This window comes from Bradyrhizobium lupini (assembly GCF_040939785.1).
Classification (GTDB): domain Bacteria; phylum Pseudomonadota; class Alphaproteobacteria; order Rhizobiales; family Xanthobacteraceae; genus Bradyrhizobium; species Bradyrhizobium canariense_D.
The window spans coordinates 1,515,772-1,540,934 of record NZ_CP162553.1; the positions used below are offsets into that span (position 1 = coordinate 1,515,772).

The following is a 25,163-nucleotide window of genomic DNA, read 5'->3' on the forward strand; positions in this document are numbered from 1 at the left end:
CCTGACTCGCGCTGCCGCCGTTGAGCCGTGATCGAGGCACCGATTGCCGAATTGCGGTCTCGCAAAATCGAGAGCCAGACGGCCAGAGCAACGTTGATCTGGATCAATGGCCGGAACGGCCAAAGCGAGGCTCAGGCCTTTGCGTCGCTCGCCCCGTGTGAATCGAGGCACCGCGCTGGGACGGACACTAAAACTGTTTGTCAAGCCATCGAAATTTCGCAGAGCCGGAAATAAATATGGGCCGGGCTCCGGCGCCACGTCGCGCGTCCTCCTCCACTCCCTCCCAAATGAAATGCCATGACCGAACAAACCCTGACGGAGCCGATCGCCGAGCGGCAAGCGCCATCCCGAGGCTTCTCGCGCTACCAGGCGATCCTCGTTGCGCTGCTGGCGCTGGTCCAGTTCACGATCATCATCGATTTCATGATCATGTCGCCGCTCGGCGCCATCATGATGCCGGCGCTCGATATTTCGGCCGCTCAGTTCGGCGTGGCGGTCTCGGCCTATGCGTTCAGCGCGGGGATTTCCGGTATCCTGGCGGCCGGCTTTGCCGACCGGTTTGATCGCAAGCGGCTGCTGTTGTTCTTCTACGCCGGCTTCACCCTTGGCACGATGCTGTGCGCGATCGCGCCCAACTATCATCTGTTGCTGCTGGGGCGGATCGTGACCGGCCTGTTCGGCGGCGTGATCGGCTCGGTCGTGCTCGCCATCGTCACCGATTTGTTCACGCTGCAATTGCGCGGCCGCGTCATGGGTTTCGTGCAAACCGCCTTCGCGGCAAGCCAGGTGCTGGGCATCCCGGCCGGTCTTTTCCTCGCCAACCAGTGGAACTGGCACGTCGCGTTCGGCGCGCTGGTCGGACTGTCGGTGATCGGGATGACCGCAGTGATGCTCCTGATGAAGCCGGTGAACGGCCATCTCGGGCTGAAGCAGGATCGAAATCCGTTCCGGCATCTGATCGCCACGGTCTCGCAGCCGCGTTATTGGATGGCGTTTTCGGTAACGACCCTGCTGGCGACCGGCGGCTACATGCTGATGCCGTTCGGCAGCGCCTACACCGTGCACAATCTCGGCATCGACATCGTGCATCTGCCGACGATCTATCTCGTCTCCGGCCTGTTCAGCATTGTCATCGGCCCGCTGGTGGGACGCGCGAGCGATGCCTTCGGCAAATACCCCACCTTCGTCTTCGGCAGCGCCATGTCCATCGTGATGGTGCTGATCTACACCCATCTCGGCGAGGTGAGCCTGACGGTCGCGATCCTGGTCAACGTCCTGATGTTCGTCGGCATCTTCTCCCGCATGATTCCTTCGCAGGCGTTGATTTCGGCAATCCCCGAGCCGGCGCAACGCGGCTCCTTCAGCGCGGTCGGCGCGTCGCTGCAACAGCTCTCCGGCGGGCTCGGCTCCGTGCTCGCCGCCGCACTCATCGCGCAGGACGCCGACGGTACGCTCCGGCATTTCGACCGGCTGGGATACGTCGTCGTGACGACGGCGGTGATTTCCCTGATCCTGATGTACTTTGTACAGAGGCCCATCGCGGCCCAGGCCGGCAAACGCGTTGTTTAGCGCGTCGATTCCGACGCCCTGGATTTGCGAATGCGCTCCTACCGCTTGGTCCAATCGATGATGCGACTTGTGTCGCCGTCGAACTCGTTGCTGCAGAACGCGCCGCCCTGATAGTGATCGCCGACCGGATCGGGCTTCAGCTTGGCCTGCTCGGCCATCGCATGTGCCACATGATCCTCGGAGCGCCCCGTCGGACGGTAACCGAACTCGTAGGCGCGGTGGTTGTCCCACCAGGCACGCTCGTTCAGGGACACGCCGTAGAAGATCTCGAAATGAATGTCGGGATGCTCGAGCCCGATCCGGCAGAGCTGCACCAGATCTTCCGGCTTCAGCCAGATCGAGATCCGGCGATGGTCCAGCGGCACGTCGCCGAAATTGCCAATGCGAAGGCAAGTCACCTTCAGGCCATGCTTGTCGGCATAGAGCGCGCCGACCGCTTCGCCGAATACCTTGCTGACGCCATAGCGGCCGTCGGGGCGCGGGGTCACGTCGGTGCCGATCTTGTGGTGGCGGGGATAGAATCCGACGGCATGGTTCGAGGAGGCGAACACCACACGCTTGACGCCCTTGCGATACGCGGCCTCGAACAGATTGTAGCCGCCGATGATGTTGGCCTGGAGGATGTCGTTCCAGGGACCTTCGACCGAATAGCCGCCGAAATGGATGATGCCGTCGACGCCCTCGCAGATCGCCTCGCACTGCGCCAGGTCAGAGAGGTCCGCCGCCTTGAATTGTTCGTTGGGGCCGAGATCGGCGGGCGGGCGGATGTCGCTGAGCAACAGGTCCGGATAGATCGGCGGCAACAGTTTTCGCAGACGCGTTCCTATCCCGCCCGAAGCTCCCGTCATCAAGATGCGCGCCATGTCTTTCCTCGCCTTTGGCAACCAATTTGCGGTCACATGTCTCTAATGATAGCAGGATTGTCCAGAGGGAACGAAACGAGAGAACCGACATGAATGAGGCATCGTCCCATCCCCAGGAGCGGCCAGGCTGGCGGCCGGCGAGCTACTATCCCGATCCGGCGATAAAGGCACTCGATCCCCGCTTCGAAAAATACTGGCTGAAACTCTCGGCGGTGGAGCGGCTGACGACCGGCCTGCGCTGGGCCGAGGGTCCGGTGTGGTTCGGCGACGGGCGCTATCTCCTGTGCAGCGACATTCCGAACCAGCGCATCGTCAAATGGGAAGAGGAGACCGGCGCGGTCTCGGTGTTCCGCAAGCCCTCCAATTTCGCCAACGGCCACACCAGGGATCGCCAGGGCCGGCTCGTCACATGCGAGCATGGCGGGCGACGCGTCACCCGCACCGAATATGACGGCAGCATCACCGTGCTGATGGACTCGTTCGGCGGCAAGAAGCTCAACTCGCCGAACGACGTCGTGGTGAAGTCCGACGGCGCGGTTTGGTTCACCGATCCCACTTTCGGCCTACTCGGCAATTACGAGGGCTACAAGGCCGAGCCCGAGATCGAGCCGAACGTCTACAGGCTCGATCCCGCGACCGGCAAGGCGACCATCGTTGCCGAAGGCGTGCTCGGGCCCAACGGGCTGTGCTTCTCGCCGGACGAGACAATCCTCTACGTCGTGGAATCACGCGGCGTGCCGAACCGGAAAATCCTCGCCTATGACGTCTCGCCTGACGGCGCCACCATCTCCAACAAGCGCGTCCACATCGACGCCGGCCCGGGCACGCCGGACGGCATGCGCTGCGACATCGACGGCAATCTCTGGTGCGGCTGGGGCATGGGCGATCCCGAGCTCGACGGCGTCGTGGTGTTCGCGCCCGACGGCGTCATGATCGGCCGCATCGCGCTGCCCGAACGCTGCGCCAATCTCTGCTTCGGCGGCGTCAAGCGCAACCGCCTGTTCATGGCCGCGAGCCAGTCGATCTACGCATTGTATGTGAACACGCAGGGCGCGGTCGGGGGATAGTTTTTCCTCCGTCACGCCTCTCGTCATTGCGAGCGGAGCGAAGCAATCCAGAATCTTTCCGCGGAGGCAGCCTGGATTGCTTCGTCGCTTCGCTCCTCGCAATGACGAAAGATAGAACAAAAACGCCGGAGCGGTTTCCCGCTCCGGCGTCATGTTCACCCAGGCAGTAACGCCTACGCCGCGTTGAAGCCGGCGACGGCCTTCACTTCGAGGAAGTCCTCGAGGCCATATTTGCCCCACTCGCGGCCGTTGCCGGATTGCTTGTAGCCGCCGAACGGCGCGGAGCGGTCGTTGGGTACGCCCTGCAGGTTGACGTTGCCGGCGCGGATCTGCCGGCCGACGCGCTTGGCGTCCTCGACGGAAGCGCCCGTGACGTAGCCGGCAAGCCCATAGGGCGTGTCGTTGGCGATGTGCACGGCCTCGGCTTCGTCCTTGGCGCCGATGATCGTCAGCACCGGTCCGAAGATCTCTTCACGCGCAATCGTCATGTCGGGGGTGACGTCGGCGAAGATGGTCGGACGGACATAGAAGCCTTTGTTGACGCCCTCGGGCAGGCCCGGGCCGCCCGAGACGAGCGTTGCGCCCTCGTCGATGCCCTTCTTGATCAGGCCCTGGATCTTGTCCCACTGGCCGCGGTTGACCACGGGACCGATGGTGGTGCCTTCGGCGCGCGGATCGCCCGCCTTGGTCTTGTCGGCGACGGCCTTCGCGATCGCGGCGACTTCCTTCATCTTCGAGGCCGGCACGATCATGCGCGAGGGCGCGTTGCAGGACTGGCCGGAGTTGTTGAACATGTGCATCACGCCGCCGGTCACCGCCTTCGTGAGGTCGGCGCCTTCGAGGATGACGTTCGGCGACTTGCCGCCGAGCTCCTGGCTGACGCGCTTCACGGTCGGTGCCGCACGCTTGGCCACGTCGATGCCGGCGCGGGTCGAGCCGGTGAAGGAGATCATGTCGATATCGGGGTGCTCGCTCATGGCGGCGCCGACCTCGGGACCGAGACCGTTGACGAGGTTGAACACGCCCTTCGGCACGCCGGCTTCATGGAGGATTTCCGCGAAGATCAGCGCCGAGGTCGGGGTGAACTCCGATGGCTTCAGGATCATGGTGCAGCCAGCGGCGAGTGCGGGCGCGACCTTGCAGGCGATCTGGTTGAGCGGCCAGTTCCAGGGCGTGATCATGCCGACCACGCCGACCGGCTCGCGCAGCACCATGGCGGTGCCGACCGGTTCCTCGAAATGATAGTTCTTGAGCACGTCGAGCGTGGTCATGAGGTGGCCAAGACCGGCGCCGGCCTGCAGCTTCTCCGCCATCGGCAGCGGCGCACCCATTTCGTCGGAGACGGCGGCGCCGATCTCCTTGAGACGGCCCTTGTAGATCTCGATGACCTTGGTGAGCAGCGCGACGCGCTCGTCACGGCTGGTCTGGGAGAACGTCACGAACGCGCGCTTGGCGGCGGCGACGGCTTTGTCAACGTCGGCCTTGGAGCCCAGCGCAACCTCGTACATCGCCTCTTCCGTCGCCGGATTGACCACGGCGGTGGACTTCTTGACGGCGGGATCGACCCAGGCGCCGTCGATGTAGAACTGCATGCGATTGACCATAGTGAACCTCTTCTTGGGGGCTTGGGGGGCGTTTCGGCAGGCATCCTTGCACGAAAGCGCCGGCAATTGAACCCGCCATATGCGGGGCCAGCATTGCGGCGGACCGAGGTTATATGAGCCGATGGCGGAGGGGTGGCAAGGTCTCGATTGCCGTCGTCCTGGCCCAGTGCGCAATTGCGCACGGGGGCCAGGACCACGACGGAGAACTACACCGCCATCTTCCGATGCAACACCGGCGCGCCGGTGGTGAGGCTTTCGGCCGCATCGATGATGGCGTTGGCGTCAATGCCGTGGTGGCGGTAGAGGTCTGCGATGGTGCCGGTCTGGCCGAACTGCTCGACGCCGAGCGCCTCGACGCGATGGCCGCGGATGCTGCCGAGCCAGCCGAGCGCCGCCGGATGGCCGTCGATCACCGTCACGATGCCGCAGTCGCGCGGCAGCGGTGCGAGCAGTTTTTCGATGTGGCTGAGATGCTGCACGCCGCGCCGATCACGGCGCAACTTCCGTGCGGCCGTCCATCCCGCATGCAGACGATCCGCGGACGTGATCGCGAGCAGGCCGATGTCGCGCCGGCTCTCGCCAATGAAGCCGGTCGCTTCGATCGCTTCTGGCGCCACGGCGCCGGTATAGGCGATGACGGCTTCGGCATTGGGCCCCGGCTTGCGCAACCAATACGCGCCGTCGGTGATGCCCTGTGCAAGCTCGGGCGTCATGATCCGCTGCGCCTGCTCGATCGAGCGCGTCGAGAGCCGCAGATAGACCGAGCCGCCCTCACCCGGATCGCGCTGCATGTGATTGAAGCCCCACCCCATGATCACGGCGAGCTCGTCGACAAAGGCCGGCTCGAACGAGGCAAGGCCATCCTGCGCCATGCCGATCAAAGGGGTTGCGATCGACTGATGCGCGCCGCCTTCGGGCGCGAGCGTGATACCTGAGGGGGTCGCCGCCACCATGAAGCGCGCATCCTGGTAACAGGCATAGTTCAGCGCATCGAGACCGCGCTCGATGAAGGGATCGTAGAGCGTGCCGACCGGCAGCAGCCGCTCGCCGTTGATCTGGTGCGACAGGCCGAGCGCCGAGAGCATGATGAACAGGTTCATCTCGGCGATGCCGAGTTCGAGATGCTGGCCCTTGGGCGAGAAGTCCCAGTTGAAGGTGGATGGAATTTTCTCGCTGCGGAATAAGTCCGCCTTCTCGCCGCGCGCAAACAGGCCGCGCCGGTTCACCCACGGACCGAGATTGGTCGAGACGGTGACGTCAGGCGATGTCGTCACGATGCGCTTGGCGAGCTCGCTGTCGCCGCGCGCGATCTCGTTCAGCACCAGCCCAAAACCCTGCTGGGTCGACATCTGCGGCGCCGGCTTGAAGGCAAGCTGCGACGGCACCTCGATAACAGGCGCGGTGAGCCGGCGGCCGTCCTGGTTGAACGGCACGCCCGCGAGGAAGGCGTCGAGCTCGGCGGCACTTTGCGCGAGACCCTCGTATCTGTCCCATTCGTGTCCGGGCCGGATGTTCTGGCTGTCGCGATATTTCTCCATCTGCGCGACCGTCATTAGGCCGGCATGATTGTCCTTGTGGCCCTGGAACGGCAGGCCGACGCCCTTGATGGTGTAGGCGATGAAGCAGACCGGGCGGTCGTGGTCGATGGATTCGAAGGCGTCCAGCATGCTCGCCATGTCATGGCCGCCGAGGTTCGACATCAGCGCCAGCAGCTCGTCGTCGCTGCGCCTGTCGATCAGCTTGGTGATGGGGCCCTGATCGCCGATCTCGTCGTGCAAATGCTTGCGGAACGCCGCGCCGCCCTGAAAACACAATGCGGCGTAGAGTGCGTTCGGACAATTGTCGATCCAGCGCTTCAGCGCCTCGCCGCCAGCTTCCGCAAAGGCCTCGCGCATCAGGCGGCCATATTTCACGATCACCACGTCCCAGCCGAAATTGCGGAACACGGTCTCGAACTTCTCCCAGAGGCCTTCGCGGACGACGGCGTCGAGCGACTGCCTGTTGTAGTCGACCACCCACCAGGTGTTGCGCAGGCCGTGCTTCCAGCCCTCCGCCAGCGCCTCGAAGATGTTGCCCTCGTCCATCTCGGCATCGCCGACCAGAGCGATCATCCGCCCTTCGCGGCGATCCTTCATCCAGCCATGTGCCTTGACGTAGTCCTGCACCAGCGAGGCGAACAGCGTCTGCGCCACGCCAAGGCCGACCGAGCCGGTGGAGAAATCGACGTCGTCGACGTCCTTGGTGCGCGAGGGATAGGACTGCGCGCCCTTGAAGCCACGAAAATTCTCCAGCTTCTCGCGGCTCTGCCGGCCGAACAGATACTGGATGGCGTGGAACACCGGGCTCGCATGCGGCTTCACCGCGACGCGATCTTCGGGCTTCAGCACGTGGAAATACAGCGCCGACATGATGGTGGCGAGCGAGGCCGACGAGGCCTGATGTCCCCCGACTTTCAGGCCGTCCGCATTCGGGCGGATGTGGTTGGCGTGATGGATGGTCCATGACGACAGCCACAGCGTCTTGCGGGCCAGCGCGGTCAAGGTGTCGAGGCGGGCGGTATCAACGGGCATGGCAATGCTCCCGGAAAACAGGTGCCCGATGATACCCCTGCAGGAAGCGCCAAACTTCTCAATTTTTCGCGCAATACCAGCCAATATTGGGATAGCTTACCAATCAGCCGACAAAAACGACAGGTTCATCCCAATGCCCGACCTCGACGCCATTGACCGAAAAATCCTCGCTCTGCTCCAGAACGACAGCCGCCTGACCATGCAGGAACTGGCCGACAAGGTCGGGCTGTCGGTGTCGCCATGCCATCGCCGGGTCAAGCTGCTCGAGGAACGCGGCGTCATCTCGCGCTACATCGCGACCGTGGACCAGAAGGCGCTGGGGCTGCATGTCAGCGTCTTCATCTCGATCAAGCTGGCCCGGCAGAAGGAGGAGGACCTCAACCGCTTCGCGCGCGCGATCTCGAAATGGGACGAGGTGCTGGAATGCTATCTGATGACCGGCAATCGCGACTATCTCTTGCGCGTGGTCGCCGCCGACCTCGCCTCCTACGAGACTTTCCTGAAGACCAAGCTGACCCGGCTCGACGGCATCGCCTCGATCGAGTCCAGCTTTGCGCTCAGCCAGGTGAAATATTCGATCGCGCTGCCGGTGTAAGGCATCACCGCCACGGCTGCACGATGATCTTGGTGTGAGCCTCAGGGTTGGCGAGATCTGCGAAAGCCTTTGCGACACCGTCGATGCCGACTTCCGCCGTCACCATTGCCGCCGCATCCACCTGCCCCTCCGCGATCAGGCGCAGTGACGCCGCGAATTCGTCCGGCGTGTAGCCGAGCACATACTGGACGTTGAGCTCTTTCATGATGCCGAGCATGGGCTCGCTCCTGTCGGTCTCCATGCACACACCGACCACGACGATCCTCGCATCGCGCGGCGCGCCTTCGAAGACCTGCTGCAACAGACCGGGCACGCCGACGCATTCGAAGATGATCGCGGGCTTCAGCGCGGGCAGCATCGCCTGGAACGGCGGCCGGGCCGCCTTTTCGGCATCGGACATCTGCGCATGCTCGGCCCAGGTGGCATAGGGCTGCGACACTCGTGGATCCACGACGACATCGGCGCCGAGTTTTGCCGCAAGCGCGCGCCGCGCCGGCGAATAGTCGGCCGCGACGATCGGATGCAGGCCCTTGAGCTTTAGCGCCGCAATCACCGCGAGCCCAACCGGACCGCAGCCGATCACGAGCGGCACTTCGCCGCCTCGGATGTTGGCCTTGGCGACGGCGTGAACGCCGACCGCGAGCGGTTCGGTGAGCGCGGCATGCTCCGGCGCGAGACCGTTGGGCACCTCGAGCAGCAGCGCTTCGCTCAGCAGCATCGCCTCGGCATAGCCGCCAATATTGTCGTTGGAGTAACCGATACCTTCGATGCCCTGCGGCGTTACGAGGGCTGGCAGCGAGCAGACGCGCGTGCCCGACTTGAGCTTGCGCACGGTCCCCGGGCCGAAGTCGACGATCTCGCAGCAGAACTCGTGGCCGAACACGACGTCGCGGGCGAGATCCATCGGCTTGCGGCCGGTCTTTCGCGCCATCTCCACCATGCGGTGGGCGTGCTGGCGCGCGTGCAGATCGGAGCCGCAGATGCCGCAGGCGAGCGTCTTGACAAGCACCTGGCCGGGGCCGGGCTTTGGCTCGGCCATCCGGTCGACGACAATCTCACCGTTCCTGAAAATCGCAGCGCGCATCCGGCTCCTCCCGTCTTGTTGGAGCCGTCGATAGCACGAAGCGGACGCGCGATCTTGCGTCAGGGGTTCGGGGAACGCTCTTCCAGGATCAGGAGCTGGGCGCGGCGGATGCGCTCGCGATGGGCGATGTAGAGGCCGCTGGCGACGATGAAGGCCGCACCGGTGACGGTCCAGACATCAGGCACTTCGCCGAACAGGAAGAAGCCGAGGATGCTCACCCACAGCAACTGCGTGTAGGAGAACGGCGCCAGTACCGAGGCATCGCCGTAGCGATAGGCCAGCACGATGATCCACTGGCCGACGGTGGAGGCGACGCCGATCACGATGCCAAGCCCGATCGCCGTCCAGGTCGGCGTGACCCAGACGAACGGTACCATCAGGGAGAGGATCGCAACGCCCGTCAGCGCCGAATAGGCCATCGTGGTGAGGACGGCTTCACGCCCGCTCATCATGCGCGTCAGGATCAGCGCCGCGGCCCAGCAGAACGCCGAGACGATCGGGAAGAAGGCGGCGGCGTGAAACGCGCTGGAGCCCGGGCGCAGGATGATCAGCACGCCGGTCAGGCCGATCGCGGTCGCGATCCAACGGCGCATGCCGACCTTCTCGCTCAGGAAGACGATCGAGAGCGCGGTGACGAACAGCGGCGAGACGAAGCCGGTCGCGGACGCTTCTGCGATCGGCAGGAAGCTCAGGCCGGTGATGAAGAACAGCGAAGAGCCGAGCAATGCCGCGCCGCGCATCAACTGCAGGCCGAGGCGCTCGGTGCGCATCGCATGGAGCGGCGAGCCCGGCAGCATCACCGGCGTGAACATCAGCGCAAACGTCACGAAGCGGATCCAGGTGATCTCGATCGACGGCAGGCTCGACGACAGATATTTCGCGGTAACATCGGAGCAGCCGAGAAAGATCGTCGACAGCAGCACCAGCGCGATGCCTTTGAACGGGTGATCGACGCGCGCCGGCGCCCGTCGCGCCTGCGGCTTCTTTTCCGGCATGGGCATGGGAATACTGTCGAGCCTTGCGGCTGCGGCGGGCGGCGGGGTCACGGCTGGAACCTAGGAATGCGAATCGGGAATGATCGTAAAAAACGATAATTGCGCCGCTTTCACAACTTCCGAAAACAGGATGCCGATATGCGCTCACGTCCGCGCACGTCAAGACTCCATTAATAACGGGCGTTTGTGCACTACAGCATGGGCAGGCCGCGCGGCTTCGGACCGCGCGGAAACGCCGCATCGAGCGCCGCGATCTCGTATTTCGTCAGCACCAGATCGCCGGCCGCAGCATTGTCGCCGGCATGTTCCGCGGACGACGCCTTCGGGATCGCGAACACCGTAGTTGCACGGGTGAGGAAGCTCAGTGCGACCTGGCGCGGCGTCGCGCGACGCGCCTCCGCGATGCGCGCCAGCACCGCGCCGCCCTTGCTGTTGCTCGCAGGGAAATCATCGTGGCCGAATGGCGAATAGGCGACCACAGCGACACCATGCCGTTCGCACCACGGGATCACCGCGTGCTCGATCGCGCGTTCCTTCAGATGATAGAGCACCTGATTGCAGGCGATGCGGTGTTCGCCGGCGGCGTCGAGGATCTCGTCGAGATCATCGGCATCGAAATTGGAGACGCCCCAGGATTTGATCTTGCCGGCCTTCACCAGTTCCTCGAATGCGGCGACGGTGTCCTCCAGCGGATACGAGCCGCGCCAATGCAGCAGATAGCAGTCGAGCCGATCGGTTTTCAGCCGCTTCAGCGAGCGCTCACAGGCAGTGATGGTTCCGCGGCGCGAGGCGTTGCTCGGCAGCACCTTTGACACCAAGAAAACCTCGTCGCGTCGGCCCGCGATCGCATCCGCAATGACGAGTTCGGCATCGCCATACATCTCGGCGGTATCGATGTGGGTCATGCCTAGATCGAGCCCGCGCTGAAGCGCCGCGATCGCGCGCTTGCGATCGCCATGGTCGAGATACCAGGTGCCCTGCCCGATGACGGAGACGCTGGCACCCGTTTTGCCGAAGGGTTTCGTGTTCATATTTGCTCCGATACCACTCGTTCGCTGAGGCAACCGCCGTCGCGCTCAAGAGTTCAATCCGCCGATGTCAGCGACCAATACGCTACCGGTTGCGGACTCCGTGATGTAGAGCCGATCCTTCTTCGCGCCACCAATCGCGACATTGGTGCAGTTCGGCCCTGCACACGATTTCACCCGCGCAATCAATTCGCCGTTGGGCGCGAACACGAAGACATGGCCGAGTGAGGCGTGACCGACGAACAGGCGGCCCTTGGCATCCATTGTCATGCCATCAGGGCCACTGGTGCCGAACAGCGAGCAGAAGCGGCCAACCTTCGACACGCTGCCGTCCTTCATGAACGGCAGCCGCCACACCGCGTTGTCGCGCGTCATTGCGACGAACAGCACGGTCTCGGTTGGATCGAGCACCAGGCCATTCGGGCTGATACCAGTGTCGATCAGGCAATCGAGCCGGCCGCTTTGCGTCAGGCGATAGACGCGGCCGCTGGGGTCATGCAGGCCGGTCTGTCCCTGGTCGGTGAAATAGATGTCGCCGTTGGACGCGAGATGCAGATCGTTGCAGCCCCGGAAAGACTCCGAGTTGCGCGAGGTCAGCACCGGCGCAATGCGCCCTGCCCTGGCGTCGAACTCCATGATGCCGTGCCTGTAGTCGGCGACCAGGATGCGGCCGTCGGCCGCGATCTTCAGCCCGTTCGGCCAGCCCTCATATTCAATCGCCAGCGACCACTCGCCGTCAGGCGCAATGCGGAAGATGCGGCCGAAGGGAATGTCGACGATGTAGAGATTGGCATCCTTGTCGAACGACGGCCCTTCGATGAAGGAATCCGTCGGCACACCGGGCCGGTTGGCATCGGCCCAATCGGTGCGCTCGCCCTTGCGGCGGAATTTGTCGGGCATGGCGGAAAAGAGCCTGGTCTCGATCAGGCGCGGCGGCGTTTCCAGGTACATCATTGTTGTTTTTGCGTGTTGAGGGCGAGAGCGCGGCACCATAGGGCACAATGAGGCGTGCGTCGATTGGGCCGAAGCATAGCGCCCCGCCCTCGCTGTCATTCCCCGCGAAAGCAGGGAATCCAGTACGCAGTGGCCTTAGCGCTTGATCACAGGCGTCTCGGCGTACTGGATCGCCCGGTCAAGCCGGGCGATGACGGCGGAGTATGCGCGACGACCGAGAAAGTCGCCCCTACCCCGCCGCGCCCGCGTGCTTGGCATGCTTCGCCGGCGCAATTTCGGTCGTCGCGATCAGGCGCTTCAGCTCGGGGATGCAGGAGCCGCAATTGGTGCCGGCCTTGAGCTTTGCGCCGATCTCGGCGGCTGTGCGCGCGCCTGCGGCGATGGTGTCGCAGATGGTGCCGCGGCCGACGCCGAAGCAGGCACAGACGACAGGACCGGTCGAAGCCGCGCCCTCGCTCGACTTGCCGGACAGCAGCATGCGCCGCTGCTCATCGGTGACGTGGTCGGCCACGAACAGGCTCTTCACCACCTCCCAGTCCCCGGCATCATGCGCGGGGCCGACGAACAGGCAGGTTTCGATGCGGTCGCCGGCAAACGAGGCCGCGCGATAAACGCCGCCGCCGAGGTCGCGATAGTCGGCGACGTCCTCGCCGGCAACGCCACCGAGCCAGGCCGGCCAGCGCGACAGGTCCGCATTGTCGGCGAAGAGGTAGCCGAAGCCGCCGGTAACAGTGACGCGGGTCCACATCAGGTTCGGCGGCAGCTCCAGCTGCTTGCGCGACAACGCAAAGCCGCGGAAGACGTATTCATAAGGCGAAATCGCCGCCGGTGTCGCCTTCGACTCCGGCTGCCCCGAGAACGGATCGGTGAACGGTGCGACCAGCGCCCCGACGCGACCGTGCGAGGCGTTCATCGCACTCCAGTGGATCGGCGCGAACAGCGTGCCGCGCTGCTGGCGGTCGCTGACGACGACCTTGAGGGTGCACTGGCCGTAGTCAGTGGTGATGCGGGCATAGCCGTCATGAACGACGTTGTATCTGCCGGCGTCATCGGGATGAATCTCGACGAACGGCTCGGGCAGATGCGCGCCGAGCCGCTGGCTGAGGCCCGTGCGCGTCATGGTGTGCCACTGGTCGCGGATGCGCCCGGTGTTGAGCCGCAGCGGCCGCGACGGCCCGGTCTCGCCGCGCAGCGCCGGCACCTCCGGCGCGACGAAGCGGCCCTTGCCGTCATTGGTGAAGAACCCGCCGGCCGCGAAGAAGCGCTCGCCGGGCGCCTGGCCTTCGCGCGCGGGCCACTGCACGGGCTTCAACGCGTCGAAGCCCTCGTCGGACAGCGAGGTCAGCGCGCCGATATCGAAGTCGCGGCTGCCATCGTTCTCGAACGCCGAGAGCGCGGCGTGCTCGCGAAAGATGTCGGCTGCGGATTTGTAATTAAAACTGTCGCCGAAGCCGAGGCGTTTTGCGGTTTCGCTCAGGATCCACCAGTCCGGCCGCGCCTCGCCGGGCGCCGGCAGGAACGAACGCTGGCGCGAGATCCGGCGCTCGGAATTGGTCACGGTGCCCGACTTCTCGCCCCAGGCCAGCGCGGGCAGCAGCACGTGCGGCCCGGCATCGACCGTGTCGTTGGAGAGCACGTTCTCGGAGACCACGAACAGCTCGAGCTTCTTCAGCGCCTCGCGCACGAAGTCCGCGTCGGGCAGCGACACCGCGGGGTTGGTGCCCATCACCCACAGCGCCTTGACCTCGCCGCGGTTGATGGCTTCGAACAGCTGCACCGCCTTCAACCCTTCATGGGTCGCGATACGCGGCGCCTTCCAGAACCGCCGCACGCGATCGATGTCCGGCGGCGTGAAGTTCATGTGTGCGGCGAGCTGGTTGGCGAGGCCGCCGACCTCGCGGCCGCCCATCGCGTTGGGCTGGCCGGTGAGCGAGAACGGCGACGCACCGGGCTTGCCGATGCGCCCCGTGGCGAGATGGCAGTTCAGGATCGCGTTGACCTTGTCGGTGCCCTGCGCCGACTGATTGACACCCTGCGAGTACAGCGTGACGACGCGGGGCGTGTCACGGAACATCTTGAAGAAGGTGGCAACGTCCTGCTCGGAGAGGCCGGTCGCCAGTGCGGTCGCGGTGATGCTGCCGGCGATGCTGCGTGCGCGCGCCAGCGCGTCGTCAAAGCCCGACGTGTTTTGCCCGATGTAGTCCTGATCCAGGGCACCATTGTCGGCGAGGTGAACGAACAGGCCGGAGAACAACGCCGTGTCGGTGCCGGGCTTGAGGCCGAGGAACAGATCGACGTCGGTCGCGGTGTCGGTGCGGCGCGGATCGATCACGATCATGCGCGCGCCGCGCTCCTGCCGGTTCTTCAGCATGCGCTGGAACAGCACGGGATGGCACCAGGCGGCATTCGAGCCGACGAACACCAGAAGATCGGCCTGGTCGAGATCCTCGTAGCAGCCGGGCACGGTGTCGGCGCCGAAGGCGCGGCGGTGACCGGCGACCGATGACGACATGCAGAGCCGCGAATTGGTGTCGACGTTCGCAGTGCCGACAAAGCCCTTCATCAGCTTGTTGGCGACGTAATAGTCCTCGGTCAGCAGCTGGCCCGAGAGATAGAATGCGACCGCGTCGGCGCCGTCGCGCGCGACGATGTGCTGCATGCGGTGGGCGACGTGATCGAGCGCATCGCTCCAGGCGACGCGTTCGAGCACGCCCTTGCAGCGGATCATCGGATAGAGCAGCCGGCTTTCGAGCCCGACCGTCTCGCCGAGCGCCGAGCCCTTGGAGCACAGCCGGCCGAAATTGGCAGGATGATCGGGATCGCCCGCGATCGCCGCGCCGCCCTTGCCGTCTGGCGTCGCCAGCACGCCGCAGCCGACGCCGCAATACGGACAGGTCGTTTTGGTAGCGCGGAGCGTGGGATCGATCGCCGTCATATCGAGCCGCCTCAATCAAGCCGCTTTGGAGGGACGCGCGAGCGCGCGGCCGAACATCATGTCGGTGCGGATCGCCGCCACCTTGTCACGATTGCGGATCAGCTCGAGATACCAGAGCGCATCGACGGTATCGCCGATCAGCACCGCGCCGGTGAGCCGGCCGTCGGAGATGACGAGCTTCTTGTAGGTGCCGCGCCTGCGGTCTGACAGCACGAGGCTCTCGCTGCCCTCCCCGCCCATGAAGTCGCCCGCGGAGAATACGCTGACGCCCGACACCTTCAGATTGGTCGAGACCACGCTGCCCTGATAGGCCGCGGGACGGCCCGCGAGATGCCGCGCCAGCACGCGCGCCTGCTCGTAGGCAGGCTCGACGAGGCCGTAGCAGGTGCCGCGATGCTCGGCGCATTCGCCAAGCGCGTAGATATCGGGTGACGCCGTCTGCATCTCGTCGTTGACGACGATGCCGCGGTTGACTGCGATGCCGGCGTCCTTTGCGAGCGCAATGTTGGGCCTGATGCCGGCGGCGAAGATCACCGCATCGGCCTCGATGCGGCTGCCGTCGGCAAGCTCGACCGCTTGGACATGACCTTCGCCGTGGATGCGCGCTGTGGATGCATTGAGCAGGATACGAATGCCCTTGCGCTCGACCAGTGTCTTGAGCAGGTCCGCGGCGGAGGCATCGAGCTGGCGCTCCATCAGCCGGTCCATCAGGTGCAGCAGCGTCACCGGCGCTCCGGCCTTGGCGAGGCCGTAGGCCGCTTCGAGTCCGAGCAGACCACCGCCGACCACGACGACGCGCTTCCTGGCGGCCGCGAGCGTCAGCAGCAGGTCGACGTCGCGGGTATCGCGAAAGGTGTGCACGCCGGCGAGATCGGCGCCGGGCACGTTGAGCCGTAGCGGCGTCGAGCCGACGGCGAGCACGAGCTTGGAATATTCCATGCTCTCTTCGCCTTCGATCTTGAGCTCGCGTCGGCCGGTGTCGATCTCGGTGACCCGATAGCCGTAGCGCACCGTGACACCGCGATGGCGCCACCAGTCGGCGGGTCGGAGCTCGATCTCGTGCGAGCCGGTCTCGCCGGCCAGCACGGAGGAGAGCAGAACACGGTTGTAAGCGAGCCGCGGCTCTTCGCCGATGACGGCGACCGCGTAGCGGCCGAGTGCGGTCTTGGCGAGCTCGTCGACCAGACGCGCGGCCGCCATACCGTTTCCGACAATGACCAGCGGTTCACTCACAACGCATCTCCTATTCAGCGGCCTGCGACTGTGCGCCGTAGGCCTCGGACATCATGTAGCCGGACAACACGCCGTAGGCGTCGGTCCAGGCGGTAGCGAGTTCGGGCGTCCAGGCCTCGCCAAGGCCCTTCTCCAGGGTCCACAGCAAGGTCGCGCCGACCACGGGGTAGTGCTCGGCCTTGGCGCCGTAGCCGACGTGACGCTTCGCAAGCGCGGAGGCCGCCGGAAGAATCGAGTCCAGATTCGACAGACCGCCGACGACGGCGGCGAGCATGCCCATCAGCTTCTTGCGCTGCTCGGTCATGTCCTCGGGGAACATCGCGCGCACGGATGGCGCCACCTCGAACAGGCGATCGTAGAACAGCACCGCGGCCTGCGCGGAAATCGGCGCGACCTTGGCAAAGCTCTGCTGCACGAGGGTGATCTGTTCCGGCGTCATGATGTTCTCCTGCCTGTTGGGTTTGCCTTGGTGCGCGCCATTGCGAACCAGGTTCATTGTCAAACTGTCGGGCAATGCTTCTCCCCGCGTATGGGGAGAAGCGAGATTCGTACCAAGTATTAGACACGCGCGCCGGCGAGGCTTGACGCGCCTTCGCCCTGCGGGCTGCGACGCAGATAGAACCACCAGGTCAGCGCGAGGCAGGAGGCGTAGAAGCCGAGATAGATCGCGAGCGCGAGCTGCGGCCCGCCGGTCAGCGCGATCGACTTGCCGAACCCGGTCGGGATCAGATAGCCGCCAACGGCGCCGACCGCGCCGATGAAGCCGACCGCAGCACCGCTCTCGATGCTCGCCGTCTTCAAGGCGACCGCGCGCTCCGCATCGCCCTTGCCGCGCACCCTGAACAAGTTCTGCTCGCGGAAGATCGAGGGGATCATGCGGTAGGTCGAGCCGTTGCCGATGCCCGTCGTCACGAACAGGACCAGGAACATCGACAGAAAGCCGATGAAATCCTTGTGCCCGACGAAGTAGAGCACGCCGATCGTCGCGCCTGCCATCACGATGAAATTCCAGAACGTGATCACCGAGCCGCCGATCCTGTCGGCAAGCCAGCCGCCGAGCGGCCGCGACAGCGAGCCGACCAGCGGCCCCAGGAACGCGATCGCAATGGTGACTTGCGGGAACTGGGTCTTGATCAACAGCGGAAATGCAGCCGAGTAGCCGATGAAGGAGCCGAACGTGCCGATATAGAGATACGCCATGATCCAGGTGTGCTTGCGCCTGACCACGGCGAGCTGGTTCTTGATCGACGACTTGGCCGTGGTCAGGTTGTTCATGAAGAACACTGCGCCGAACACCGCGATCGCGATCGGCAGCACCCACATCAGGCCGGCGTTCTGGAGGAAGACGCCGTCGACGGGCGATGCCTGGAACAGGTTGATGACGGCGACCGTCATCAGGATCGGGGTCAGGAGCTGCACGCTGGAGACGCCGATATTGCCGCCGGCCGCATTCAGTCCGAGCGCCCACCCCTTCATCCGGTCGGGGAAGAAGAACGAGATGTTCGTCATGCTGGAAGCAAAATTGCCGCCGCCGAGACCGGCGGTCGAGGCAATCAGCAGCATCAGCCAGAACGGCGTGTCGGGCTGGCCGACGAAATAGGCCAGCGAAAGCGTCGGAATGAGCAAGATCGCCGCGCTGAAGATGGTCCAGTTGCGCCCGCCGAAGGTCGTCACCGCGAAGGTGTAGGGAAAGCGCATCAACGCGCCGATCAGCCCGGGCACCGCGACGAGCTGGAACAGCTGGTCGGTGGTGTAGTGGAAGCCCGCCTGCGGCAGCTTGGTGGTGACGATGCTCCAGATCAGCCAGACCGAGAAGCCGATATGTTCGGCCACGATCGACCAGATCAGGTTGCGTCGCGCGATAGTCTTGCCAGTCGCATTCCAGAACGCCTCATCTTCGGGGCGCCAGTCTGAAATCCAGGTTGGATTCTTCGTCATTGAGTATCCCTTCTTGCCTCACCGCTGCGTCGTTGCAGGCTCAGCCTCCGGCCACGGAGGCGCGCGCCGAGGCCAAGCCCCGGTGGCGAGTTCACGATGCTGATTGATGATGTTGAGGGACGTCGTCGTTGGCGTCGCGGTCGGTGTTTCAATTTCCGTGCCAACTGCGCGCATTCCGGAAACGCAGGAAATTCAGGAGCTTGTTCGTCGTGCCCCAAATTCTTGCAGCACTATTTCGCACGCAAATTTTGCGATTCGCTCAATCCCTGTGCGCCGCACAAGGATTGAGCTTGATGATTCAAAATTAGGCGTTGCGTGAGCACCTGTTGGTGACGCGCCTACGCGGCTTCGACGAAGCGATGACGCTCATAGAGGAATTCGAGCACGCGCTGCCGGCACTTCAGGTAAGTGACGTTGGTCGCGAGTTCGAGCCGCTTGCGCGGCCGCGCCAGCGGCACCTCCAGCACCTCGCCGATGCGCGCGCTCGGCCCATTCGTCATCATGACGATGCGATCGGACAGCAGCACCGCCTCGTCGACGTCGTGGGTGATCATCAGAATGGTGTTGCCGAGCTTCTGATGCAGCGCCATCACCGAATCCTGCAAATGCGCGCGGGTCAGTGCGTCGAGCGCGCCGAAAGGCTCGTCGAGCAGCAATACTTTCGGCTCCATGGCAAGCGCGCGGGCAATGCCGACGCGTTGCTTCATGCCGCCGGAGATTTCCGAGGGCCGCTTGTCCTTGGCATGGGCCATCTGCACGAGGTTGAGATTGTGCATGACCCAGGCGTCGCGTTCGGCGCGTTTCTTGGTCTTGGCGAAGACCTTGTCGACGCCGAGCCGGACGTTCTCGTACACGGTCAGCCATGGCAACAGGCTGTGGTTCTGGAACACCACCGCGCGATCCGGTCCCGGCGAGTTCACCTCGCGGTTCTCGAGCAGCACGCCGCCCATGGTGGCGTTGGTCAGGCCTGCGATGATGTTGAGCAGGGTCGACTTGCCGCAACCGGAATGGCCGATGATCGAGACGTATTCGCCCTTGTCGATGGTGAGATTGATATCCTTCAGCACCTCCGTGGAGGCTGCGCCGCGGGTGAAAATCTTGTCGATATGGTCGAGCTTCAGATAAGCGGTCATGTGCTTCCCCTTTTAGTTCAGCGCGGTGCCGCGGGTGACGATCTTGCCGGCGCCCGCGATCAGGCGGTCGAGCACGAAGCCGATGATGCCGACATAGAACAGCGCCAGGATGATTTCGCTGATATGCGAGGAGTTCCAGGCGTCCCAGATGAAGAAGCCGATGCCGACGCCGCCGATCAGCATTTCCGCGGCGACGATCGCGAGCCATGACAGGCCGATTCCGATGCGAAGTCCCGTGAAGATGTAGGGCGCGGCGGCAGGGATCATGATCTTGGCAAAGAACTCGAGCGGGTTGAGCTGCACCACTGCGGCGACGTTGCGATAGTCCTGCGGAATGTTGCGGATGCCGACCGCGGTGTTGATGATGATCGGCCAGACCGAGGTAATGAAGATGACGAAGATCGCCGACGGCTGGCCGTCACGGAAGGCCGCGAGCGAAAGCGGCAGCCAGGCCAGCGGTGGGATCGTGCGCAAGACCTGGAACAGCGGATCGAGCCCGCGCATGGCCCAGACCGACTGGCCGACCAGGACGCCGAGCGCGATGCCGGCGATGGCGGAGAGCGAATAGCCGAGGGCAACGCGCTGGAGACTGGCGGAGAGATGCCAGAACAGACCCTTGTCGATGCCGCCATGGTCGAAGAACGGATCGAGGATCAGCTCCTTGGTGTCCTTGAAGACTTTTGACGGCGGCGGCAGCGCCGAGCCGGCGCGACGGCAGACCAGCTCCCATATCAGCATGAGCAACGCGACCACGACGAGCGGCGGGATGACGCGCACGGCGGTCTCCCGCGCCATCCGCGCGTAAGTCTCCGAGCGCGGCGGCCGCTTCGGTGTCATCGCGACGACCGGTGCGGCAGCGCTCGCGGGCTTCGCGGTCTCAACCTCGATCTTCGTGGCGGGCATGTTCATCGCAATATCTCTCCGGCTGCAAAAGACGATGCGGCCGCCCGGAGGCGGCCGCTGGCTCCATCAGACTTCGACGCGCTTGATCGCGAGCGACTTCAGATAGGCAGCGGGATTTTCCGGATCGAACACCTTGCCGTCGAAGAAGGTCTCCTTGCCGCGCGACGTAGAGGCCGGGATCTCCGCACTTGCGACGCCGAGCGTCTTGGCCGCATCGCGCCACATGTCCTCGCGGTTGACCTTGGCGATCAGCGCCTTGGTGTCGAAATTCGCCTCGTACTTGCCCCAGCGGATGTCCTCCGTGAGGAACCAGAGGTCGTGGCTCTGGAACGGATAGGAGGCGAAGTCGCGCCAATACTTCATGATGTGCGGGGAGTTCTCGACCACCTTGCCCGGGATGCCGTAGTCGAACTTGCCAGCGGTGCGGTCGAGCACGTCTTCGACGGGGCAGTTCATCCACTGCCGCTTGCCCATGATGGCGGCAAGCTCGGCCTTGTTCTCGGCCTTGTCCGACCATTGCTGCGCTTCCATCACTGCCATCAGCAGCGCCTTCGAGGCCTTTGGATATTTATCGACGAAGGCGGCGCGCATGCCGAAGGATTTTTCCGGATGCTTGTTCCAGAGTTCGCCGGTGTTGATGGCGGTGTAGCCGATGTTCTGATGGATCAATTGCAGATTCCAGGGCTCGCCGACGCAGAAGCAATCCATGGTGCCGACCTTCATGTTGGCCACCATCTGCGGCGGCGGCACCACGATGGTCTCGATGTCCTTGTCGGGATCGATCCCGCCGGCGGCGAGCCAGTAACGGATCCAGAGGTCATGCGTGCCGCCGGGGAAGGTCATCGCGGCCTTCACGGCCTTGCCCGAGGCCCTCTTCTTCTCCAGCGCCGCCTTGAAGGGCGTGGCGTCGACGCCGAGCTTCAGGTCGGCATATTCGTTGGCGACGGAGATGCACTGGCTGTCGAGATTGAGCCGCGCCAGGATGTACATCGGCGTTGGCTGATTGTTCTGCGTCACCTTGCCGGCCGAGATCAGATACGGCATCGGGGTCAGGATATGCGCCCCGTCGATGCCGTTGCCTTCGGAGCCGAGCACGAGATTGTCCCGCGTGGTGCCCCAGGAGGCTTGCTTCTGCACGTCGGTGTCGGGCATGCCGTATTTGGCGAACAGGCCCTTGTCCTTGGCCACGAACAAGGGGCCGGCATCGCTCAGCGCGATGAAGCCGAGCTTGGCACCCTTGACCTCGGGGCCGGCGTCCTGCGCGAAGGCGCCAGCGGGGAAATTCAGTTTTACGGCGGCCAGGAGTGCGGCGGTCGAGCCGGCGGCCTTCAACAATTGACGGCGGCTGAGGCCAGTGTCCGACGGCCGGCGGGTGCGCTTGGTCATAGGCGGTATCGTCCTTTGCGTCGTTGCAGAATGATTGCGTCAGTGCACACGAGCAGCCCGTCCGTCCGGCGACGCCTGAAGCAGCGCATGCGAACGCGCGACGGGGGGACCCCCGTCTGGTGGCGTCGGCAATTCGGATGAGAAGTCTCGCGGGACGGCTTCAATGGCGTCGGCCTGGAACTATTCAAGCTTCGTGCCAAGCGCCGCAACGTAGAAAATCTCGAAAGATCAGTATGCTACAGGCAGCGCGCCAGTCTGTCGCAGGCCCGTTCCGCTCGCGAAATTTGCGGCTTGCCCAATAATTGTGCGGCGCACAACAGTTGTGCAGCAGCTCAAGCAAAAGGCCGCATCAAGCGCAAAAGCCGGGGCAGCCAAAGCTCTACCAGATTGATGTTGCTTGCTTTTTATGAGCCCAGCACACGGCACGCAACTTGCTTCTCCATTTACGTCAATGAAGACTGCGGCTTTGCCGCATTGATGCAGGCGCTGGCGGCTGCATCCCGGAAGCTCAACTGCTTCGCGGCCCTCCTCGGCTCGGTCGTCGTGACGCAATCCCAAAGGCTTCCAACTCTCCATCGCCTCGTGCGCGGCAGGTCAGCCCGCACGGGCAGTGACGTTCAATCGCTCTCGCAGGAGGGCGAGATCTCTTTCTTAGGAAGCAAAAGGAACCATCGATGTCGTATCTCGCGCCTTCGGAATTCGTCACCAAGATGGTGGATGCGGGCGAGTCCAAAGTCTTCATGTCCACCCGGGATACCATCATCCGCGCCTACATGGCCGGCGCCATCCTGGCGCTCGCGGCATGGTTCGCCGTCACGATCAACGTGAACACGGGGCAGCCGCTGATCGGCGCGCTGCTGTTCCCGGTCGGCTTCGTCATGCTGTATCTGCTGGGCTTCGACCTCCTGACCGGCGTGTTCGTGCTCTCCCCGCTCGCGCTGATCGACAAGCGCCCCGGCGTCACCATCGGTGGCGTCTTGCGCAACTGGGGCCTCGTCTTCGTCGGCAACTTCGCCGGCGCCTTCACCGTGGCCTTCATGATGGCTTTCGTCACGACCTTCGGCTTCACGCAGGACCCCGATAAGATCGGCACCGCGATCGGCAATATCGGCGAAGGCCGAACGCTGGGCTACGCTGCGCATGGCGCGGCCGGCATGGCGACGCTGTTCCTGCGCGGCATGCTTTGCAACTGGATGGTCTCGACCGGCGTGGTCGGCGCCATGATCTCGACCTCGGTCCCCGGCAAGGTCATCGCGATGTGGATGCCGATCCTGGTGTTCTTCTACATGGTGTTCGAGCATTCCGTCGTGAACATGTTCCTGTTCCCGTCGGGCCTGATGCTGCACGCAAAATTCTCGATCATGGATTACCTGATCTGGAACGAGATCCCGACGGTGCTCGGCAACCTCGTCGGCGGCCTCGCCTTCACCGGCATGACCCTCTACGCCACGCACGTCATGACCAAGCCGAAGCGCCAGGCCGGCAAGGCCACGTCGCCCCGCGTCGCGGCCTGATACGTCTCGACAGGAGAGCCTCGCCCGATCAGGGTGAGGCTCCCCTTTGCCGGTGATGACGATGACTCGCGGACTTCAGATCTCGGTCGGCCAGCATTCCGACAAGGGTCGCAAGCCCATCAACCAGGATTTTCACGGCGTCCTCGTTCCGGACGAGCCGATGCTCAGCCTGAAGGGCATTGCAGCCGTCCTCGCCGACGGCATCTCCAGCAGCACGGTGAGCCAGATCGCCAGCGAGTCGGCGGTCAAGAGCTTCCTGATGGACTATTATTGCACGTCGGAATCCTGGACGGTGAAGACCTCCGCCCGCCGCGTGCTGGACGCGACCAATTCCTGGCTCCACGCGCAGACGCGCAAGAGCCAATATGCCTATGACCGTGACAAGGGTTATGTCTGCACGCTGAGCGCCATGGTCATCAAGGCGACCACCGCGCACATCTTCCACGTCGGCGACTGTCGCGTCTACCGCGTGGCCGGCAAGGCGCTCGAACAGCTGACCGACGATCACCGGATCATCGTGTCCTCGGAGCAGACCTATCTCGGCCGTGCGCTCGGGATCAATCCGCAGCTCGAGATCGACTACCAGAGTTTCGAGATCGAGACTGGCGACACGTTCCTGCTGGCGACCGACGGCGCCTATGAATTCGTCGACGCGCGTTTTGTCACGAGTGCGCTCAGCGAGCATGCAGCCGAGCTCGACGGAGCGGCGAAGGCGATCGTCGAGGAAGCCTACCGGCGCGGCAGCGACGACAACATCACAGTCCAGATCCTCCGCATCGATGCAGTGCCGCAGCGCGAGCCGGCCGGCATCTTCAACCAGACCTCCCAGCTGCCGCTTCCCCCGCTGCCGGAGCCGCGGGCCGTCTTCGACGGCTACAGGATCGTCCGCGAAATCCACGCCAGCAGCCGCAGCCACATCTACCTTGCCGTCGACGCGGTGACCGAGGAGCCGGTCGCGCTGAAGCTCCCGTCGATCGATTTGCGCGACAATGCCGCATACCTCAAGCGCTTCCTGATGGAGGAGTGGATCGCGCGCCGGATCGACAGCCCGCACGTGCTCAAGCCGTTGTCACAGTCGAAACGGCGCAGCTACCTCTACGTCGCGACCGAATTCGTCGAAGGTCAGACTTTGCGGCAATGGATGACGGACAATCCACGTCCCGATCTCGAAACCGTCCGCGGACTGGTCGAGCAGATCGCCGCGGGCCTGCGCGCCTTCCACCGCATGGAGATGCTGCATCAGGACTTGAGGCCCGACAACATCCTGATCGACAAGACCGGCACCGCGAAGATCATTGACTTCGGATCGGTCAGGGTGGCAGGCGTCGCGGAGGCCACCCCTCAGGACGAGGCCGACGAAATTCTGGGAACGGTCCAGTACACGGCGCCGGAATATTTTCTTGGGCAAGGCGGCTCGCCGCGCTCCGACATGTTTTCGCTCGCCGTGATCTGTTACCAGATGCTGACGGGAAAGCTTCCCTACGGCACTCAAATCGCCAGGATCCGGCGCAAGGCGGACGTGCGGAGGCTCAAATACCGCCCGGCCGATGACGACAGCAACGTGCCCGCCTGGGTCGACGGCGCGCTCAGACGTGCGCTGCATCCGGATCCCTACAAGCGGCACGAGGATCTGTCCGAATTCGTCTTCGAGCTTCGCACACCCAATCCGGCCTATCTCGACACGCGGATCACGCCGCTCTTGGAGCGCAGCCCGCTGATGTTCTGGAAATTGACCACGGCGGCGCTCGCCTGCGTCGTCGTGGTCCTGCTTGCGATGTTGCACGCGCGCTGA

19 protein-coding genes are annotated in these 25,163 nt (G+C 64.2%); 5 read left to right on the forward strand and 14 right to left on the reverse strand.

Annotation, left to right across the window (positions count from 1 at the left end; all coding sequences use genetic code 11):
• Positions 1–297 precede the first annotated feature (297 nt).
• On the forward strand, positions 298–1,569 hold the full coding sequence (locus tag AB3L03_RS07475) for an MFS transporter (RefSeq protein WP_085362273.1): 1,272 nt from the start codon (positions 298–300) through the stop codon (positions 1,567–1,569).
• A gap of 38 nt (positions 1,570–1,607) precedes the next feature.
• On the opposite strand, the gene AB3L03_RS07480 is transcribed toward AB3L03_RS07475, so the two are convergent.
• Positions 1,608–2,432: an NAD(P)-dependent oxidoreductase gene (locus AB3L03_RS07480; RefSeq protein WP_085362272.1), complete on the reverse strand. Its 825-nt coding sequence runs from the start codon at positions 2,430–2,432 to the stop codon at positions 1,608–1,610.
• 89 nt (positions 2,433–2,521) lie between these two features.
• Between AB3L03_RS07480 and AB3L03_RS07485 the strand changes: the two genes are divergently transcribed.
• Positions 2,522–3,499, forward strand: a complete 978-nt coding sequence (locus AB3L03_RS07485) for an SMP-30/gluconolactonase/LRE family protein (RefSeq protein WP_085352132.1) — start codon at positions 2,522–2,524, stop codon at positions 3,497–3,499.
• A 173-nt stretch (positions 3,500–3,672) separates the two neighbouring features.
• Here the strand turns inward: AB3L03_RS07485 and AB3L03_RS07490 are convergent, their stop codons facing one another.
• Positions 3,673–5,103 carry an aldehyde dehydrogenase family protein gene (locus AB3L03_RS07490; protein ID WP_018457078.1) on the reverse strand — a complete coding sequence of 477 codons (1,431 nt, stop codon included), beginning with the start codon at positions 5,101–5,103 and terminating at the stop codon, positions 3,673–3,675.
• 206 nt (positions 5,104–5,309) lie between these two features.
• The gene (locus AB3L03_RS07495; protein ID WP_085352130.1) at positions 5,310–7,673 is read right to left on the reverse strand and encodes a transketolase; all 2,364 of its coding nucleotides are present in this window, start codon (positions 7,671–7,673) and stop codon (positions 5,310–5,312) included.
• A 133-nt stretch (positions 7,674–7,806) separates the two neighbouring features.
• On the opposite strand from AB3L03_RS07495, the gene AB3L03_RS07500 reads away from it, so the two are divergent.
• A complete protein-coding gene (locus tag AB3L03_RS07500; RefSeq protein WP_014497003.1) occupies positions 7,807–8,268 on the forward strand; it encodes an Lrp/AsnC family transcriptional regulator in 462 nt (153 codons plus the stop codon).
• Positions 8,269–8,272: 4 nt separating this feature from the next.
• On the opposite strand, the gene AB3L03_RS07505 is transcribed toward AB3L03_RS07500, so the two are convergent.
• The 11 genes from AB3L03_RS07505 to AB3L03_RS07555 form a co-directional block, all read right to left on the reverse strand.
• Entirely contained in the window at positions 8,273–9,352 is a 1,080-nt protein-coding gene (locus AB3L03_RS07505) for a zinc-binding dehydrogenase (protein ID WP_085352129.1), read from the reverse strand.
• A gap of 59 nt (positions 9,353–9,411) precedes the next feature.
• Positions 9,412–10,353, reverse strand: a complete 942-nt coding sequence (locus tag AB3L03_RS07510) for a DMT family transporter (RefSeq protein WP_018457082.1) — start codon at positions 10,351–10,353, stop codon at positions 9,412–9,414.
• 185 nt (positions 10,354–10,538) lie between these two features.
• A complete protein-coding gene (locus tag AB3L03_RS07515) occupies positions 10,539–11,378 on the reverse strand; it encodes an aldo/keto reductase (RefSeq protein ID WP_085352127.1) in 840 nt (279 codons plus the stop codon).
• Positions 11,379–11,423: 45 nt separating this feature from the next.
• A complete protein-coding gene (locus AB3L03_RS07520) occupies positions 11,424–12,326 on the reverse strand; it encodes an SMP-30/gluconolactonase/LRE family protein (RefSeq protein ID WP_085352126.1) in 903 nt (300 codons plus the stop codon).
• Between the two features lie 232 nt (positions 12,327–12,558).
• Positions 12,559–15,264 (reverse strand): nitrate reductase, encoded by a 2,706-nt coding sequence (locus tag AB3L03_RS07525; RefSeq protein ID WP_204510585.1) that lies wholly within the window; start codon positions 15,262–15,264, stop codon positions 12,559–12,561.
• A gap of 15 nt (positions 15,265–15,279) precedes the next feature.
• Positions 15,280–16,464 (reverse strand): NAD(P)/FAD-dependent oxidoreductase, encoded by a 1,185-nt coding sequence (locus AB3L03_RS07530; RefSeq protein ID WP_231190911.1) that lies wholly within the window; start codon positions 16,462–16,464, stop codon positions 15,280–15,282.
• A 43-nt stretch (positions 16,465–16,507) separates the two neighbouring features.
• Positions 16,508–16,936, reverse strand: a complete 429-nt coding sequence (locus AB3L03_RS07535) for a globin family protein (protein ID WP_026233298.1) — start codon at positions 16,934–16,936, stop codon at positions 16,508–16,510.
• 119 nt (positions 16,937–17,055) lie between these two features.
• Positions 17,056–18,435, reverse strand: coding sequence for an MFS transporter (locus AB3L03_RS07540; RefSeq protein ID WP_204510584.1), 1,380 nt, complete (start codon positions 18,433–18,435; stop codon positions 17,056–17,058).
• 338 nt (positions 18,436–18,773) lie between these two features.
• Entirely contained in the window at positions 18,774–19,568 is a 795-nt protein-coding gene (locus AB3L03_RS07545; protein ID WP_085362269.1) for an ABC transporter ATP-binding protein, read from the reverse strand.
• A 12-nt stretch (positions 19,569–19,580) separates the two neighbouring features.
• Positions 19,581–20,477, reverse strand: coding sequence for a nitrate ABC transporter permease (gene ntrB, locus AB3L03_RS07550; RefSeq protein WP_085352122.1), 897 nt, complete (start codon positions 20,475–20,477; stop codon positions 19,581–19,583).
• Positions 20,478–20,537: 60 nt separating this feature from the next.
• A complete protein-coding gene (locus AB3L03_RS07555) occupies positions 20,538–21,857 on the reverse strand; it encodes a CmpA/NrtA family ABC transporter substrate-binding protein (RefSeq protein ID WP_085362268.1) in 1,320 nt (439 codons plus the stop codon).
• A gap of 674 nt (positions 21,858–22,531) precedes the next feature.
• On the opposite strand from AB3L03_RS07555, the gene AB3L03_RS07560 reads away from it, so the two are divergent.
• Together AB3L03_RS07560 and AB3L03_RS07565 are read left to right on the forward strand one after the other, a co-directional pair.
• Complete coding sequence (locus AB3L03_RS07560; protein ID WP_018457093.1) at positions 22,532–23,371, forward strand: formate/nitrite transporter family protein; 840 nt, start codon at positions 22,532–22,534, stop codon at positions 23,369–23,371.
• 55 nt (positions 23,372–23,426) lie between these two features.
• Positions 23,427–25,163: a bifunctional protein-serine/threonine kinase/phosphatase gene (locus AB3L03_RS07565; RefSeq protein ID WP_204513907.1), complete on the forward strand. Its 1,737-nt coding sequence runs from the start codon at positions 23,427–23,429 to the stop codon at positions 25,161–25,163.